The following is a 16,011-nucleotide window of genomic DNA, read 5'->3' as shown; positions in this document are numbered from 1 at the left end:
ATGGAACGTCGTAATTTCATGCGTACGCTGGCCGCTGCGGCGCCGGCGGCGATGCTGGGTGCCGATGCGGTTGCGGGTGGCGCCGATGCCGTGGCCGCGCCGGGCGATGCCCGCGCCTTCCAGCTGGGGCTGATGCGCAGGATGGCCGAGCCGGTGCTGTTCAACATGGCCAAGGGACAGCTGAAGAAGACCTTCCAGCTCGAAGTGAGCCCAACGTGGGATGGCCGCGACAAGGGCGTCACTTACCTGGAATGCTTCGGCCGCCTGATCGCCGGCGTGGCGCCGTGGCTGGCGCTGCCCGATGACGGCACGCCGGAAGGCGTCGCCCGCAAGCGCCTGCGCGAGGCTGCGCTGCAAAGCTATGTGCATTCCGTCGATCCGAAAAGCCCGGACTACCTGCTGTGGAAGGGCCCCGGCCAGACGCTGGTCGATTCGGCCTACTTCACCAATGCGCTGATGCGCGCACCGAAGCAGCTGTGGGAGCCGCTCGACGCGGTCACGAAACGCCGCATCATCGCCGAGATCAAGTCGCTGCGCCGCATCGAGCCGCCGTACATCAACTGGATGCTGTTCGCCGCGATGAACGAGGCGTGGCTGCTGTCCATCGGCGAGGAATACGACCCGATGCGCATGAACGTGGCGATCCGCAAGGTCAACGAGTGGTACGTGGGCGACGGCTGGATCAAGGACGGCGAGTCGTTCCACTTCGATTACTACTGCTCGTACGTGATGTACCCGATGCTGGTGGAGATCCTGGAAGTGCTGGCCGAGAAGAAGGGCGTGTTCTGGAACGGCAAGCCGGACCAGCTGCTGGCGCAGGCCATGAAGCGCATGCAGCGCTACGGTGAACATCTGGAACGCTTCATCTCGCCGCAGGGCACCTGGCCGCCGATCGGCCGCTCGCTCACCTACCGCACGGCCGTGTTCCAGCCGCTGGCGCTGCTGGCCTGGCGCAAGCAGCTGCCGAAATCGCTGCCCGAAGGCCAGGTCCGCGCCGCCCTCGACGCCGCGCACCGCGCCATCTGGACCAATCCGTCGAACTTCAACGCGGACGGCTACCTGACGATCGGCTTCAACGGCCACCAGCCGGAGCTGGGCGACTGGTACTCGAACAACGGCAGCATGTACATCGCCTCCGAAGGCTTCCTCGCCCTCGGCCTGCCCGCCACCGACAGCTTCTGGACGTCGCCCGCCCAGGACTGGACGCAGAAGCGCGCCTTCTCCGGCGCGAAGTTCGCCAAGGACTACGCGGTCGATTACTGACCGGCCGCCGCACCAACGGTCCAGCTCGTGTCCACCTGGGGGGCAGACCCCGACTCGGACACGGACTGAGCTGCATTTGCAGCCGAGCTCGTGTCCATGTCGGGGTCAGACCCCAGGGTGGACACGGGCTCGGCAGTGGCTCTCCCTTCTGCCGCCGACGCGATGCCGCCGGATATGGTAAAAAGACATACCGTATTCAAAGGAGCGATCATGTCCGGTTTCAGTATCAATATCGAAGAAAAGACCCTGTCCAACGATTACTTCCGCGAGGTGCTGTACACCACGCAGCGCAGCCAGCTCGTCGTGATGACGCTGCAGGCGGGCGAGGAGATCGGCGCGGAGAAGCATGAGGGACACGACCAGTTCATCCGCGTGGAAGCAGGGCAGGGCAAGGCGATCCTGGATGGCGAGGAGCACCAGCTGGAAGATGGTGTGGCCGTCGTCATCCCGGCCGGCACGCAGCACAACGTGATCAACACGGGCGACGAGCCGCTGCGCCTGTACACGCTGTACACGCCACCCGAGCACCCGGACGGCATCATCCACAAGGACAAGGCGGAAGCCGACGCCTACGAAGAGCAGCACGGCCACTGACCATCGTCGGTCAACGGCCCAGCTCGTGTCCATGTCGGGGTCTGACCCCATGGTGGACACGGGCTCAGCGGTAGATGGCCTGGCCGTTGCCGTCGAGCGTCAGCGCGACGAGCTGCGCGCCATCCCTGATCTGCACGACCTTGCCGGCCGGCCCGCGCAGCACCGCACGCGTGAAGCGGCCGGCCTTCCATTCGATATCGATCTCGACACCACCGCGCGCCCGCACGCCGCGCAAGGCGCCGCCCCGCCACGACGACGGCAATGCCGGCAGCAGCCGGATCTCGCCGCCCCATGACTGCACCAGCATCTCCAGGATGCCGGCCGCGCCGCCGAAGTTGCCGTCGATCTGGAACGGCGGATGTGCGTCGAACAGGTTCGGATAGCTGCGCTCCGGTCCCATCAGGCCGAGCAGGATCGCGTGCGCGCGGTCGCCTTCGCCCATGCGCGCCCACAGGCACAGGCGCCACGCCGTGGCCCAGCCGGTGGACTTGTCGCCGCGCGTGTTCAGCGTGTGCTTCGCGGCCGCGATCAGCGCCGGCGTGTCGCGCACATTGAGCTGCGAGCTCGGGTAGATCGCATACAGGTGCGACACGTGCCGGTGCTGCTGCTCGGGCGCCGCCGCATCCCAGTCGTCGAGCCATTCCTGCAGCTGGCCCTGGGCGCCGATACGGTCTGCCGGCAGGCGGGCACGCGTCTTTTCCAGCGCGGCTACGAACTCCTTGTCTTTCTCAAGCAGCAGCGCATGCGCCTGCGCCGTGACAGCAAACAGGTCGCGCAGGATCTGGCTGTCCATCGCCGGTCCCGCGCAGAGGGCCACGCCGGGGCGGTGCGCATTCTCCGGCGACAGCGATGGCGACGTGACGAGCCCGCGGCCCTGCGGATCCTCCACCAGCGTATCGAGGAAGAACTGGCTGGCCCCCTTCAGGAGCGGATAGATGCGCCGCAGGTAGGCCGCATCCGGATGGTATTCGTAGTGATCCCACAGCGACATGCACAGCCACGCGCCGCCCATCGGCCAGATGCCATACTTGGCGCCGTCGATCGGCGCCGTCGAGCGCCACAGGTCCGTGTTGTGATGCGCGACCCAGCCGCGCGCGCCGTAGCCGTCGCGTGCCGTGACCGCGCCATTGACGGCCAGGTCCTCGACCATCCGCACCAGCGGCTCGACGCACACGCCCAGGTTGGCGGGACCGGCCGGCCAGTAGTTCATCTCCGTGTTGATGTTGATGGTGTACTTCGATCCCCACGGCGGATTGACCCCCTCGTTCCACAAGCCCTGCAGGTTGGCGGGCTGGCTGCCGGGACGGGAGCAGGACAGCAACAGGTAGCGCGCATACTGCACGTACAGCGCGGCCATCGCCGGATCGGGCGCGCGCTCCACATCGAGGATGCGGGCCTTGGTCGTGCGCCGGTCCTGCGCCGGAATGTCGAGACGCAGCGCGAAGTTGCGGAACTGCGCCCGGTGCGCGGCCAGGTGATCGTTCTTCAGCATGCCGTACGGCTTGCGCGCCGCCGCATCGACCTGGCGCCGCACGATGGCCACCGGATCGCCGCTCACATCCCGGAAGTCCACGTAGCTGGTGGCCAGCGCAACGAGCAGCGTCACCTGCGTGGCATTGCGCACTTCGATGCGGTCGCCGTCGACGACGATCTCGCCATCGCCAACTGCCTTGATGCGCACCGCGTAGCGCAGCGCGCCGTCGATGCCGAACGAGGCGATATTGTGGCCTTCGACCAGCAGACAGCCTGCGCCATCCCCGCGCACGGACAGGGAAGCAGGACGCTGGCTCACCCGGGCATCTTCCCGGTGATCCCATGCGGCGCCGCCTTTGCCGGCCTGCGTCACGGGTTCCGTCAGGCGCGTGGAATCATAGGTGGCCTTGTCCGGATGGCGGTAGCGGACCTGGAAGCCGAACGTCTTGCCGGGGGAGGAGAAGTGCGCGACGACCACCTGGTCCGCCGTGCTGGCAAAAACTTCGCGCACCGAGGCGCTACCGAGTTGCGTCGTCGCGATCGCGCTGTCGAGATCCAGGCTGCGCCGGTAGGTGGCAGGCGCGGTGGCGTCATCGAAATCGATCAGCAGGTCGCCCGCCGTGCCATAAGGCATCTGCCGGCCCGGCTTGCCCAGCAGGTCGCGCTCGGCCAGGTCGGACGCTTCCTGGTAGCGCCCCGCATCGATCAGCGCCCGCACCCGCGGCAGCGCGGCGCGCATCGCGGGATTGTTCGGGTTGTGCGGCCCGCCGGCAAACAGCGTGTCCTCGTTCAGCTGCAGGCGCTCCTGGGCGACACGGCCGAACACCATCGCGCCGATGCGGCCATTGCCGACGGGGAGGGCCTCGACCCACGGGCCGGCCGGCTGGTCGTACCACAGCGCCAGGTCCTCGCGATCCGCGGTCGAGGTGACGGCTGCCCGCGCACCGGCCAGCCCCGGAAACGCCAGCGCCAGGCCGGCGGCCACGATGAATTCACGCCGCGCGATGCCGCCGCCCGTCCTTTCCTTGCCTGCCTTGTCTGCCATCTCTGCCATGTCTCCTCCTTGCGGCGGCACTCGTGCGTACACCGTCGTTGATCGTGATGTCCAGTATATATTAAGAACATCGCACGGGGATGGAACGGCGACTTTCGAAAGGCCGGGCGCTCGAAGGCCGGGTAGCGCCGCCATCGTTCATCGAACAACCGACGTGGCGGGCGCCGCGACGGCCGGTGTTCATCCTGGCAGGGACGCGGCCACCGCCTCGGCATCCGCGCCGGCCGGAATGCGCATTGGCGCGGCAGGATCCGTCACCGCCCGCCACACGGCGCGCGCCACGTCCTCGGCATGCGTGACGGGCCCGTCGCCCCGTACGTTTGCCACGACGGCATCGAGCATCGGCCGGTACGCTTCCGGCAGCTCGCCCTGCATGTGGGAACGGGCGTTCTCGCCGAACCTGGTGGACGGCGAACGGCCCGGCAGCACCAGGCGGGTGCGGATGCCCAGCGGCGCCAGCTCCAGCGCCAGCGATTCGGTGAACGCATTCACGGCGGCCTTGCTGGCCGTGTAGACGGACAGCAGCGGCAGCGGAACGAGCGTGACGGTGGACGTGACGTTGACGATCACGCCCGCGCCTTGCGCACGGAAGGCCGGCAGCACGGCCTGCGTCATGGCGATCGTGCCCAGCGTATTCGCCTCGAACACGGCGCGGGCGGTGGCCATCGCGATCGCTTCGAGCGGATACAGCACGCCGATGCCGGCATTGTTGACGAGCGCGTCGATCGGCCCGGCAGCGTCGATCGCGGCGCGGATGCTTGCGGCATCGGTGACATCGAGCGGAAGGATGCGCAGACGATCGGAAGCGGGCAGCACGTCGTTGCGCGGCGTGCGCATCGTGGCGACGACGTGCCAGCCCTGTTCGAGGAAGTGTTGGGCCGTTGCCAGGCCGAAGCCGGACGAGCAGCCGGTAATCAGGACGGTTTTCATGGGGACTCCAGTGGTGGTGATCGGTAGCGCTACGATAGGCCACCATGCCCGGACGCGCTACAATCGCCAGTCCGAATAACTTGTGCGGGAGTCCAGATGATCGATCCGCTGGCCGAGGTGGTCGGCCTGCTGCAGCCCGGCGTGCGCTACACGAAGATCGTCAGCGGTGCGGGGCAGTGGGGCGTGCGGCGTGCCGAGACGGGGCAGCCTTCCTACTGCGTGGTCCTGGACGGGACCTGCCGCATCGCCTCCGAGGGCGGCGCCGCCATGGAGCTCGTGGCTGGCGACTTCGTGCTGATTCCGGCAACCTACGATTTTTCGATGTCGAGCACCGTGCCGCCACCCGCGCGGGACTTCGACCGCGCGCCCGTGATGCTGCGGCCCGGCGAATTCCGCCTCGGCGCACTGGATGCCGAGCCGGACGTCCGCTACATCATCGGGCATTGCGTGTTCGGCTCGCCCGATGCCGCGCTGCTCGTGTCGCTGCTGCCGCGCCTCGTCCATGTCAGAGGCCAGCAGCGCCTGGCAACGCTGGTGCAGCTGGTGAACGACGAATCGCGTGCGCAGCGGCCTGCCCGCGAGGTGGTGATGGCGCGGCTGCTGGAGGTGCTGCTGATCGAGGCGCTGCGCTCGGCCGAGGGCACGGCGGCCACGCCCGGCCTGGTGCGCGGCCTGGCGGATGCGCGCCTGGCCGTGGCGCTGCACCGCATGCACGAGGAGCCGGCGCGCGCCTGGACCGTGGCCGAGCTGGCGCAGGAAGCGGCCCTGTCGCGCTCCACCTTCTTCGAACGCTTCAGCCGCATGGTCGGCACGGCGCCGATGGAATACCTGCTGGCCTGGCGCATGGCACTGGCGAAGGACCTGTTGCGCCGTGGCGGCGCCAGCATCGCCGAAACCGCCGGACGCGTGGGCTACAGCTCCGCCAGCACGTTCAGCGTCGCTTTCGCACGCCATATCGGCGCGCCGCCGGCACGCTACCTGCGCGAGCAGGGGCGTGCATCGGAGGACAACGGTTTGCAGGATCGGGGCTTGCAGGATCGGGGCTTGCAAGATCGTGGCTTGCAGGATCGGGCCTTGCAAGATCGTGGCTTGCAGGATCGGGGCTTGCAGGATCGTGGCTTGCAGGATCGGGGCTTGCAAGATCGTGGCTTGCAGGAACCGGTCCGCGCAGCCTGATCGGGTATAGTCCGGCGATGTCCGCCGCACCTCATTATCCCGTCACGCCGGATGGCCGCTACTTCGTCGTCCGCGGCCGCCTCTGGCGCACCAGCAATCCGGCGCTCGATCCCCAGCTTCGGCAGGAGCTTGTCGACCGGCTGATGGCGGCCAGGCGCCAGGTGGGCGTGGCGAAGAAGGCTGGCGATGCGCAGGCCGAACGCGCCGCCCGCGCCGAGGTCGATGGGGCCAAGCGCGGCCTGGGCGAACGCGGGCCGGCCTGGTGGACGGATGGCGCGCCGGACTTCAATCGCCGGATGGTCGCCAATACGCCGTATGCGGAGTGGTTTGCCGCGCTACCCGAGTAGTTTCCAGCGTCAGCACCACGCCGACCAGCCATCACGACGTGGCCCCGGGTCAGTGATCTTCATAATCTTCGCCCACCACGTCCCGAGGTTCGCGCCGTTCCTCGCCCACCCGCCGCTCGCGCGCCGGCTCCGGCCGTTTCGGCACGACCGGTGGCCGTGCCGATGCAGCGATGGCCTCGGCTGCCGACGACGCCGCGGCGGCAGCCAGCTTCCCGGCACGCAGGATCTCGTTGCGGCGAACGCCCGCCAGTTTCCAGAACTTTTCGCCCGGCAGCAGCAGGCAGATCTCGCTCCATGCATTGCGGGGCGCACCCGCACACGCCGTCACGAACTGGTTCGGCGATACCGCACGGCTCTCGCAGATGATCTCGTCGCCAATCACTTCGGCATGGCAGGTTTGCAGAGGGCTTTGTATCCGGAGGCGCGTGCCGGCGGGCAGGAACAGCGTTTTCCAGCGATAGCCGTGAATGGGCGGCAGTTCGACCGGCGCGGCATGGCGCGCCGCGATCCAGGCGCGAATGGCTTCATCGGCCGCCTCGCAAGGCTCGGCATCGTAACGGCGAAAGGCCAGGTGCTGCAGCAGCGCCAGCATCGTGGTGCCGGAGATCTCCAGGCTCACTCGGGGAAGCATGCTTGAATCCTCCTCTCTTTTTTACTCAAATGTGCGGAAACATATTCGGTTGGACCTCTCCAGCAGGGAAAAGTTCAGAAAAGAGGGAAAGAGAAGGGATGTTGAGTAATTTTCCCTGAGGGGGCGCCGAGGGTGTACGGCCCCGGACCCGGCGTGAGTCGCCAGCCTCGGCGATAAAGGGCGCGGGCGATTCGCTGACCAGGCAAAGCCGCGCGCCGCCTACGTCACCCAAGTTGTCACTTGCCCAGTTTGGCCCGCGTCACTCACGCCACTCGCGCCGCGTTAATCCATCTGCGCAAGCACACCCGTGTCAGCGCATCCGAACCGCACGCACGCCACAGTCTTCGCAGCTGCCACGCGTCCCGCATCATGCATCCTCCAACCCGCGTCCTAGCCCGCTTCTTCCATCCCGCACCGTTACCCTCGCGCAAACTGACTTCCGCCGATCAGGCACTTCACGTCCGAAGGCCGCCATGCCCTTCTCCTGCCAGCCAACGCATGCGCACCAACACCGCTACCCCGGCGCCGACCGCCGGCCGCCGACAGCAGCGCCCCGACAGCAGCGCCCCGACAGCAGCGCCCCGACAGCAGCGCCCCCGCCAACCGCCAACCGCGCACTCGCCCATCACGCCGACTCAGATCCCCCCAACCGCGACAGCCCCGCTAATCACCCGCCCCGCCGAATTGCTCACCTCAACCGTGTACCTGCCCGCCGCGCGCGGCACCAACTCGCTGCCCGTCGCTCCCGCAACCGGCTTCCCGTCGCGATACCACCGGTACGCCACATCCGGCACCCCGGCCGCGCGCACGGACAGCGTCCGCGTCCCGCCGCCCTGCACCAGAACCGGCTGCGCCAGGATCAATGGCGCCAGCGCGGGCTGCCATCCGCCCAGCACCCACGCCGGATCGCGGTACTGCGCGATGAGGGCCGCATCGCGCTGCGGATCGAGCTGCCGCGAGGCCGGATGCCGCTGGCTGGTGTCCACGGGCTGGCCGTTCGCATCGCGGCTGTTCGCTTCCAGGAAGCGGATGTGCGTCGCCTCCGGCCCGATCTCGCCCCAGCCGGCCGGGATGATGCCCGTCAGCGTGGCATCGATCAGCACCGCTTCGGCGTAGGGATAATTGCGGCCCTTGTTGCTGGGCAGGCGTGCCAGGTCCGTGTCCCTGCCGATTGCCGTGAAGCGGCAGCCCACGAACACATTGCCGTGGTTCGTCTCCGGATTGCGGATCCACATGAAGGTGTTCTTCGAGGCGATGTCGCAGCGGCGGAAGAAGGCCGCGCCGCGGCCCAGGATCGTGTCGCCTTCGCCTTCCAGCCGGAAGTCCGTGTAGTAGGCGGTGCCGTTGGTCTGCAGCGCGTCGCCGGAGCCGCGCACCGTCACGTGGCTGATCACATTGCGTTCGCCGTTCAGCAGCAGGCCCTCGGCCTGGCCGTGCGCCGTCGTCTCGATCGTCAGGTTGACCAGGGCCAGGTCCTGCACGTTGTCGGCCATGAAGGCGGCGCGGCGCGACGGGAAGGTGCCCTTTGCTTCGTTGGTCGCCACGTTCAGCGGGTGCGGGTTGAACAGCTCGTTGTTCGCGTAGTGGATGCGCACCTTGTCGCGGTCCTCGCCGAGAATCGTGAGGTTGCGCTTGTTGCGGAAGTAGACGATCTCCTCGTAGTCGCCGTTCTTCACGAAGATGGTCGTGCGTCCGCGCGGCTGGTCCGGCACGTGATCGAGCGCGCCCTGCACGGTGGAGAAATCGCCCTGGCCATCGGCGCTGACGGTCACGCGCGCGGCATCGGCTGCCGGCCCATGCGGCCTGGTCGTGAAGCGCCAGTCCTTGCCCGTGATGCCCTTGAAGCCGTCGCCCGACAGCACGCCCGGATCCACCTGTACGTAATAGGTCCGCCCGTAGGCCAGCAGATTGTGATGCGGCTGGATGGCGGCCGTTTTATCGCGCACGATGACGGGATAAAAGTGAAAACCTTCCGTGAAGCCGCCGATGATGGTCCATTGCCAGTCGCCCGGCAGCGCCTGCGGTGCGGGCGCGACGCCGGCCGTCGGCGTGCCGGGCTGCGTGTCGGCATTGGTACGGCGCGGGCCATCGTAGGGGTAGGGCTGCGGCAGGTAGGCGGCGCGCGGCGCCGTGCGCGGCGTGGTCGGGCCGGCGGGGATCGCCAGGTCCAGCGTGTCGACCAGGCGGTCGTCCTGCGCGTCGTAGATGCGGATCTTGCCGCTCGTGCCGAGCACCGGTGCGCTGTCGAACACGAGGTGCAGCCGCGTATCGGGATTGACGCCGGTAGCGCCGGCACGGGGCAGCAGTTCGACCGCACTGGCGGCCAGCGGGAGTGTCAGGAAGAGGGCCGCCAGCGTCGAAAGCGTGGCGGGCAGGCGCATGTGGTGGATGGGGTAGTGCACGGAGTCTCCTGGCGGTGATCGATTCTTGGTATCCGGGCATTGTAGCTTGCGCCCGCATCGATGGTCCTCGTCGTATACTGGCCGTTCGATCCACTCTCGCGGCCGCGCCGCCACCTTCATGATCACCAGCCCGGATGCCGCCTTCTGGCACGCAGCGATAGTCCAGCCGACCGAACAGCGCCACGGGACTGCGCCCGCCGCGCTAGCCGATGCGCTGCGTGGCGAGTACGCCGACGTCGTCGCGGCCGAGGTGCCGGAGTTCGATACGGACCTGGATGCGGCGCTGCGCAGCCTGCCGCCGGCCGTGCTGGCCAGGCTGCACACCACCTGGCTGGGCGCCTACACGGTGCGGGGGCTGGGCCGACAGGCGCTGACGGACCTCGTCATCACGCCGGACGGCCAGTTCCTCGGCCTCGTCACGCTGCTCGATGCCGATGCGCTGGCGCCGTTCACGGCCAACGACTGGGCGAAGATGCGTGCCCGCGCTTCGTATCCCGGCGCGCCGATCGAAGTGCAGGTGGAGGAGTTCGCCGGCGACACACGCGCCAATGCGCTGCGGCTGGTGCTGCTGCACGAAGCGGGCAAGGCGCTGGCGGCCGGCCGCCGCTTCGTGCCCGACTGGTGGCATGACGAGCCGCAGGGCGACTACTCGTTCCTGCCGCTGTCCTGGCGCATCGGCGACGACAACGCCATCGCGCCGCTGGACGATGCCCTGGCGCGCGCCAGCGACGATGCGGCGGCCGCGTATGCCGCACTGGCCGGTACGCCTTTCCTGACGCCGTTCGGCGCGCAGTCGCCGCTGGACGACTTCGCCGAAGCGTTCGCGCTGTATGCGCACATCGTGCTGTCGCACCGTCCTTATATCGTGACGCTGCCGGCGTCCCGCTATGTGCCGGACTGGAACGATGCCCGCCTGGCCGGCAAGCGCGCGGTGCTGGCGCGCTTCGTGCCCGATGTGTCGAACGAGCCGGATGCGCTGGTGGCTGCTGCCGCGCTGCCTTTCGCACCGCTGGTTGGCGTGGCACCGCTGATGCGCCGGGCGTTCAACCAGCAGGACCTGGCGCCCGTGGCCCAGGTGCTGCTGGCGCGCGCCGAGGCGGACCAGCTCGATGCCAACGCCTATCTGGACTTCTCGACCACCTTGCAGCTGACGGGCGACCGCGACGTGGCCATGCAGGTGCAGGCCGAGGCGGTGGCCATCCAGTCCCGCTACACGCTGCCGGCGCGCCGCGGCGAGATGCTGCGGCTGCTGGTGGTGATGGGCCTGGGCGACCTGATGGCCAACACGCCTGTCGAATTCCTCGTCGAGGACAGCGACGTGACGCTGGAGATCCTGTACGTGACGGCCGACGCGCCTTGGCCGGACGTGGTGCCGGAACACGATGTGCTGCTGGTCTGCATGGGCGAGAACGACGTCAACCAGCCCTTGCTGGGCCGCCTGTCCGAATGGCTGGCCGGCTGGCCGCGGCCCGTGCTCAATGGCCCGGACCGCATCGCCGTACTGTCGCGCGATGGTGCCTGCAATGCACTGGCCGGGATCGAGGGCGTGGAGATGCCGCAAACCGTGCGGCTGCTGCGCGCGCAGGTGGCGGCGCTGGCCGAACATCCAGACACCTTGCCGGGCGTGCTGGCCGATGGCGCGTTCCCGCTGATCGTGCGTCCGCTCGGCTCGCACGCCGGCCACGACCTGGACAAGATCGACACGCCGGCCGACCTGGCCGCCTACCTGGCGCGCGTGCCGGCGGACCAGTTCTACCTGTCGCGCTTCGTCGACTACCGCAACGCGGGCGGCCTGTTCGGCAAGTACCGCGTCGTGCTGATCGAGGGCCAGGCCTTCCTCGCCCACTTCGCCATCAGCGAACACTGGATGGTGCACTACCTGAACGCCGGCATGGGCGAGAGCGCCGCCAAGCGCGCCATCGAGGCCGAGACCATGGCCAGCTTCGACACCACCTTCGCGCTGCGCCACCAGGCCGCGCTGGCCGAGATCAACCGCCGTATCGGCCTGTCCTACGTGGGCATGGACTGCGCGGAGACGCCGGACGGCAAGCTGCTCGTGTTCGAAGTGGACAACGCGATGGTCGTGCACGCGATGGACGACGCCACCATGTACCCGTACAAGCAGCCCGCCATGCAGAAGATCTTCACGGCCTTCCGCCAGATGCTGGAACGGGCCCGCAGCGGCGAGCGCCGCAGCTGAGCCCGTGTCCTGGTGCCAGGCACCAGGACAGGGAACCAGGACACGGACTCAGCGGCAGTCCGGCAGGTCGACGCTGACGGCGCTGCTGTCGGCAACAACGGTCACGCCGCGGTCCGTTGCGGCGGGTCCGCAGCGCACCAGGTAGGTCTGCCGGGCGGTCAGGCCGGGAAAGCGCCCCTGCCACGGCGCAATGGTCAGGCGCGTGGCGGACTGCAGCCACGTAAAGCGGCGCGTGGCCGATTCGCCCCGCGTGTAACCCTGGCCGTCGCCGGCATCGTCGTACAGCTCGTAGCTGCCGTCCTTGCCCGGATAGACGCGCAGCTCGATCGGCTCGCGGCTCTTCTGGTTGGCGTACTGCACCACGGGTCCCAGCGGCAGGATGCTGCCGGCGCGCACGAACAGGGGAATGGTCCCGATGTCCGCGGCCGCCGCGATCACCTTGCCGGCCGCGTGGCGCTGGCCGGTCCAGTAATCGAACCAGTCGTCCTGGCCGGGCAGGTAGACGGTGCGCACATCCGTCTTCGCGCTGGTCACCGGGGCCACCATCAGCGCCTTGCCGAAGAGGTACTGGTCCGGCACCGTGACGGCCTGCGGGTCGGTGCGGAAGTCCATCACCAGCGCGCGCATCATCGTGCCGTGGCGCCCCGTCACGTCCGCCGAGGCGCTGTAGATGTAGGGCAGCAGGCGATAGCGCAGCTGCGTGTACTTCAGCAGGATCTTCTGCGTGGCCGCGTCGAACTGCCAGATCTCCTTGCCGTCGCCGGTGCCGTGCACGCGGAACATCGGGTTGAACGCGCCGAACTGGTACCAGCGCGTGTACAGCTCCGCATAGGCCGGGTCGGACGGTTTGCCGCCGAAGAAGGCGCCGATATCGGCGGACCAGTAGGGGATGCCGCTCAGCGTGAAGTTCAGCGCGGCCGGCAGGTGGGCACGGAACACCTCCCACGTGGCGGTGGTGTCGCCGGACCAGGTGATGGCGGCGTTGCGCTGCTGGCCTGCGTAGGCGGAGCGCGTGAGGATGAACGGGCGCTTGGCCGGGGAGTCCTTCAGGGATCCCTCGTACACGCCGGTGGTGTGCAGCAGCGGATAGGCATTGAGCACGGCCGCGCCAGGACCGGCCGCCGTCTTCACGTCGCGCAGCTCTCCCCAGTTGCCGCCCAGTTCCGCCTCGCTGGCATCGAGCCACCAGCCATCCCAGCCATGGCGGCCCAGGCTGCGGCTGATCTGGTCCCAGTACAGCCTGCGGCCGGCCGGCGCATACGCGTCGTACCAGCGGCCCGTGCCTTCCGGGTAGACGTTCGTGTATGTCTTCGGATACAGCGCGCCGGCCCGTTCCAGTTCGGCGGCGTTGCGGGTCGCCGTGTCGAAGCGGGCCCACACGGAGATCACGGCGTGCACGTTCTGGCCATGCAGCGCGTCGACCATGCCTTTCGGATCGGGGAAGCGCGCCGGCTCCATCCGGTGCTCGCCCCAGTTCCCCGCGCTCCAATACTGCCAGTCCTGCACCACTGCGTCCAGCGGCACGTTCATCGCCCGATAGCGCGCGGCCACGCCGAGCAGCTCCTGCTGGTCCCTGTAGCGTTCCTTCGACTGCCACAGGCCCCAGGTCCAGCGCGCCATCATGGGAGCGCGGCCCGTCAGGTCGCGGTAGCCGGCCACCACATCGTCGATCTCGGGACCGTAGATGAAGTGGTAGTCGATGCCGCCACCCGCTTCGGAACGGATCTGCAGCGGGTGGCCCCAGGAGATGGGCAGGCCGACGTCGACATCGGTCACCGACGCGTTGTTCCACAACAGGCCGAAGCCCTTGGGCGACACGAGCATCGGTACCGCCACGTCGCGATTGGCCTGCTGCAGGTGGACGGTGTTGCCGGTGTAGTCGAACAGCCCGTTCAGGTGCTGGCCCAGGCCGAAGATGGGCGACTGCAGGGCGAAGCTCTGGCTGATTTTTCCGTCCCGCGCGATGCGCCGCGCATCGGCCGGCTCCTTCAGGATGAGCGTGCCCTGCGCATCATGGAAGCTGATCGCACCGGTCTTCCTGTCGACCCGCACCTGCAGCTGCTTCGTCGTCAGCGCGTGGTAGTCCGGTGTCTCGCTGGCCTGCCAGTCGACACGCGCCGCCTTCGCGATGACGGCAGGATTGTAGTTGCCCGGCCAGGCCGCGTCGGCACCGGCCAGCACGTGGATGACACGTTCGCTCCAGGGCTCGATGCGCACGGTGCCCTGTGCCGTCGTGATCACCAGGCCGCGAGCGGTGGCTGTGGCAGTCAGCGCCAGCGGCGCCGGGGTGGTGGGTTCTGCCATCGCGGGCAGCGAGAAGGCGGGGAGCAGCAGCAGGCCTGCCAGCAGGCCTTTCGGGGAAGTGCGCATCGGGTCTCCGGATCGTTATTGTTATCGCAACCACGGCTGATTGTGCCGCAATGGCATGCGCAGTGCGATGAAGTCTGATCACCGTGCGATATCAATTCGGCATCGGTAGCATCCCTACAGTTCAGCCGTGCAGCCGTGCGGCGGCCAGGGCTTCGAGGCCGGCGAGCAGGGCGTCGATGTCGCGTCGCTCGCTGCGGTGGTTGACGATGGCGACGCGGATGGCGACCTTGCCGCGCAAGGTGGTGAGCGAGGGTGCGGCGATGCCGGCTTCCTGCAGGTCCGCCACCAGCGCGGCGTTGAAGTCGTCGATGCCGTCGCCGGCCACAAGATAGCGGAAGCAGACGATGTTCAGCGCCACGGGTGCCAGCAGTTCGAAGTGCGGCCGCGCCGCCACCTGCTCGGCGCAATAGCGGGCCAGCGCGCACGTGCCGGCAATCGCGGCGCCCATCCGGTCGGTGCCATACGCCTGCAGTGTGAACCAGGCCTTCAGGGCGCGGAAGGAGCGCGACAGGTCGGGGCCGAAGTCGCAGGGCCAGGGCGAGCCGCCCGCCATGCCGCGCGGCTCCCGTTTCAGGTAGCGCGGGTTGGCGGCGAAGGTCTGCCGGTGCAGTTCGCCGTCGCGCACCAGCACGAAGCCCGCGTCGTACGGCACCTGCGCCCACTTGTGGAAATCGAAGGCGATCGAATCGGCGCGGCCGATGCCGTCCAGCAGGGGCGCCAGTTCGGCCGACAGCATCGCCATCGCGCCGAACGCGCCATCGACATGGAACCACAGGCCGTGACGGTGGGCGATGTCGGCCACGGCGCCCAGCGGGTCGATGGCGGCCGTGTCGACGGTGCCGGCCGTGGCGGCCACGAAGAAGGGTTTCAGGCCGGCGGCGATGTCGGCGGCGATCGCGTTCTCCAGCGCGGCCGTGTCGATGCGGTAGTCCTCGTCCAGCGGCACGAGGCGCAGCGCGGCGCGGCCGATGCCCGTCAGGTCCATCGCCTGGGCGATGCAGTCGTGCGCGGCGGCCGAGGTGTAGGCGACCAGGCCGCGGCCCAGTTCGGCCAGGCCCGCGTCCCGCACGGCCAGGCCCAGCGCGCGGTGGCGCGCCACCAGCACCGCGATCATGTTCGCCATCGACGTGCCGGTGACGAACAGGCCGCTGGCGCCGGCCGGGAAGCCGAACAGCTCGGCCATCCAGCGCGCCACCTGCCGCTCGACATGGACGGGAATCTGGTCGCGTCCTCCCACATTGGCATTCAGCCCGGCCGCCAGCATCTCGGCCAGCATGCCGACCGGCGTGCCGCCGCCATGCACCCAGCCGAAGAAGCAGGGATGGGCATTGCCGACGGCGTAGGGCACCACGTCGCGCATGAAGGTGTCGTGCAGGGTGGCGAGGTCGGTGCCGCTGCGCGGCAGCGGCGTCTCGAAGGTGGCGCGGGTGGCGGGCGGGGAGGGCTGCCACACCGGCCGCTCGCGCAGGTGCTCCAGGTAGTCGAACATATCGTCGAGCATCCGGTGGCCCTGGGCGCGCAGCGCCGGCCAGTCATCCGGATCGAGGGTGGTGCGGTCAGCCATCGTGGGG

10 protein-coding genes and 1 pseudogene are annotated in these 16,011 nt (G+C 68.6%); 5 read left to right on the top strand and 6 right to left on the bottom strand.

The features are described 5' to 3' along the window. Positions 1–1,263, top strand: a complete 1,263-nt coding sequence (locus IP91_RS09340; RefSeq protein ID WP_145648649.1) for a DUF2264 domain-containing protein — start codon at positions 1–3, stop codon at positions 1,261–1,263. Between the two features lie 210 nt (positions 1,264–1,473). Then, positions 1,474–1,857 carry a cupin domain-containing protein gene (locus tag IP91_RS09335; RefSeq protein WP_145648648.1) on the top strand — a complete coding sequence of 128 codons (384 nt, stop codon included), beginning with the start codon at positions 1,474–1,476 and terminating at the stop codon, positions 1,855–1,857. A gap of 64 nt (positions 1,858–1,921) precedes the next feature. On the opposite strand, the gene IP91_RS09330 is transcribed toward IP91_RS09335, so the two are convergent. Further along, the gene (locus tag IP91_RS09330) at positions 1,922–4,384 is read right to left on the bottom strand and encodes a glycoside hydrolase family 95 protein (protein WP_199754551.1); all 2,463 of its coding nucleotides are present in this window, start codon (positions 4,382–4,384) and stop codon (positions 1,922–1,924) included. A 180-nt stretch (positions 4,385–4,564) separates the two neighbouring features. After that, positions 4,565–5,314 carry an SDR family oxidoreductase gene (locus IP91_RS09325; protein ID WP_145648647.1) on the bottom strand — a complete coding sequence of 250 codons (750 nt, stop codon included), beginning with the start codon at positions 5,312–5,314 and terminating at the stop codon, positions 4,565–4,567. A gap of 96 nt (positions 5,315–5,410) precedes the next feature. On the opposite strand from IP91_RS09325, the pseudogene IP91_RS09320 reads away from it, so the two are divergent. Together IP91_RS09320 and IP91_RS09315 are read left to right on the top strand one after the other, a co-directional pair. After that, positions 5,411–6,316 (top strand): annotated as a pseudogene (locus tag IP91_RS09320) (AraC family transcriptional regulator); the annotation flags it as partial. Positions 6,317–6,507: 191 nt separating this feature from the next. Further along, positions 6,508–6,837, top strand: coding sequence for a hypothetical protein (locus IP91_RS09315; RefSeq protein WP_145648646.1), 330 nt, complete (start codon positions 6,508–6,510; stop codon positions 6,835–6,837). A 49-nt stretch (positions 6,838–6,886) separates the two neighbouring features. Here IP91_RS09315 and IP91_RS09310 read toward each other — a convergent pair whose 3' ends face one another. Both IP91_RS09310 and IP91_RS09305 read right to left on the bottom strand, forming a co-directional pair. Beyond that, positions 6,887–7,429, bottom strand: coding sequence for a hypothetical protein (locus IP91_RS09310; protein ID WP_145648645.1), 543 nt, complete (start codon positions 7,427–7,429; stop codon positions 6,887–6,889). 674 nt (positions 7,430–8,103) lie between these two features. Next, on the bottom strand, positions 8,104–9,870 hold the full coding sequence (locus tag IP91_RS09305; RefSeq protein ID WP_199754549.1) for a pectinesterase family protein: 1,767 nt from the start codon (positions 9,868–9,870) through the stop codon (positions 8,104–8,106). 118 nt (positions 9,871–9,988) lie between these two features. Here IP91_RS09305 and IP91_RS26400 point away from each other — a divergent pair, with 118 nt between their 5' ends. Further along, positions 9,989–12,070, top strand: coding sequence for an ATP-grasp domain-containing protein (locus tag IP91_RS26400; RefSeq protein WP_229474177.1), 2,082 nt, complete (start codon positions 9,989–9,991; stop codon positions 12,068–12,070). 48 nt (positions 12,071–12,118) lie between these two features. Here the strand turns inward: IP91_RS26400 and IP91_RS09295 are convergent, their stop codons facing one another. Next, on the bottom strand, positions 12,119–14,440 hold the full coding sequence (locus IP91_RS09295; RefSeq protein ID WP_145648644.1) for a glycoside hydrolase family 31 protein: 2,322 nt from the start codon (positions 14,438–14,440) through the stop codon (positions 12,119–12,121). 121 nt (positions 14,441–14,561) lie between these two features. After that, on the bottom strand, positions 14,562–16,004 hold the full coding sequence (locus IP91_RS09290) for a pyridoxal phosphate-dependent decarboxylase family protein (RefSeq protein WP_229474175.1): 1,443 nt from the start codon (positions 16,002–16,004) through the stop codon (positions 14,562–14,564). Positions 16,005–16,011: the final 7 nt, after the last annotated feature.

Source organism: Pseudoduganella lurida (assembly GCF_007830455.1).
Classification (GTDB): domain Bacteria; phylum Pseudomonadota; class Gammaproteobacteria; order Burkholderiales; family Burkholderiaceae_D; genus Rugamonas; species Rugamonas lurida.
This window is presented reverse-complemented; position numbering and strand designations above follow the sequence as displayed.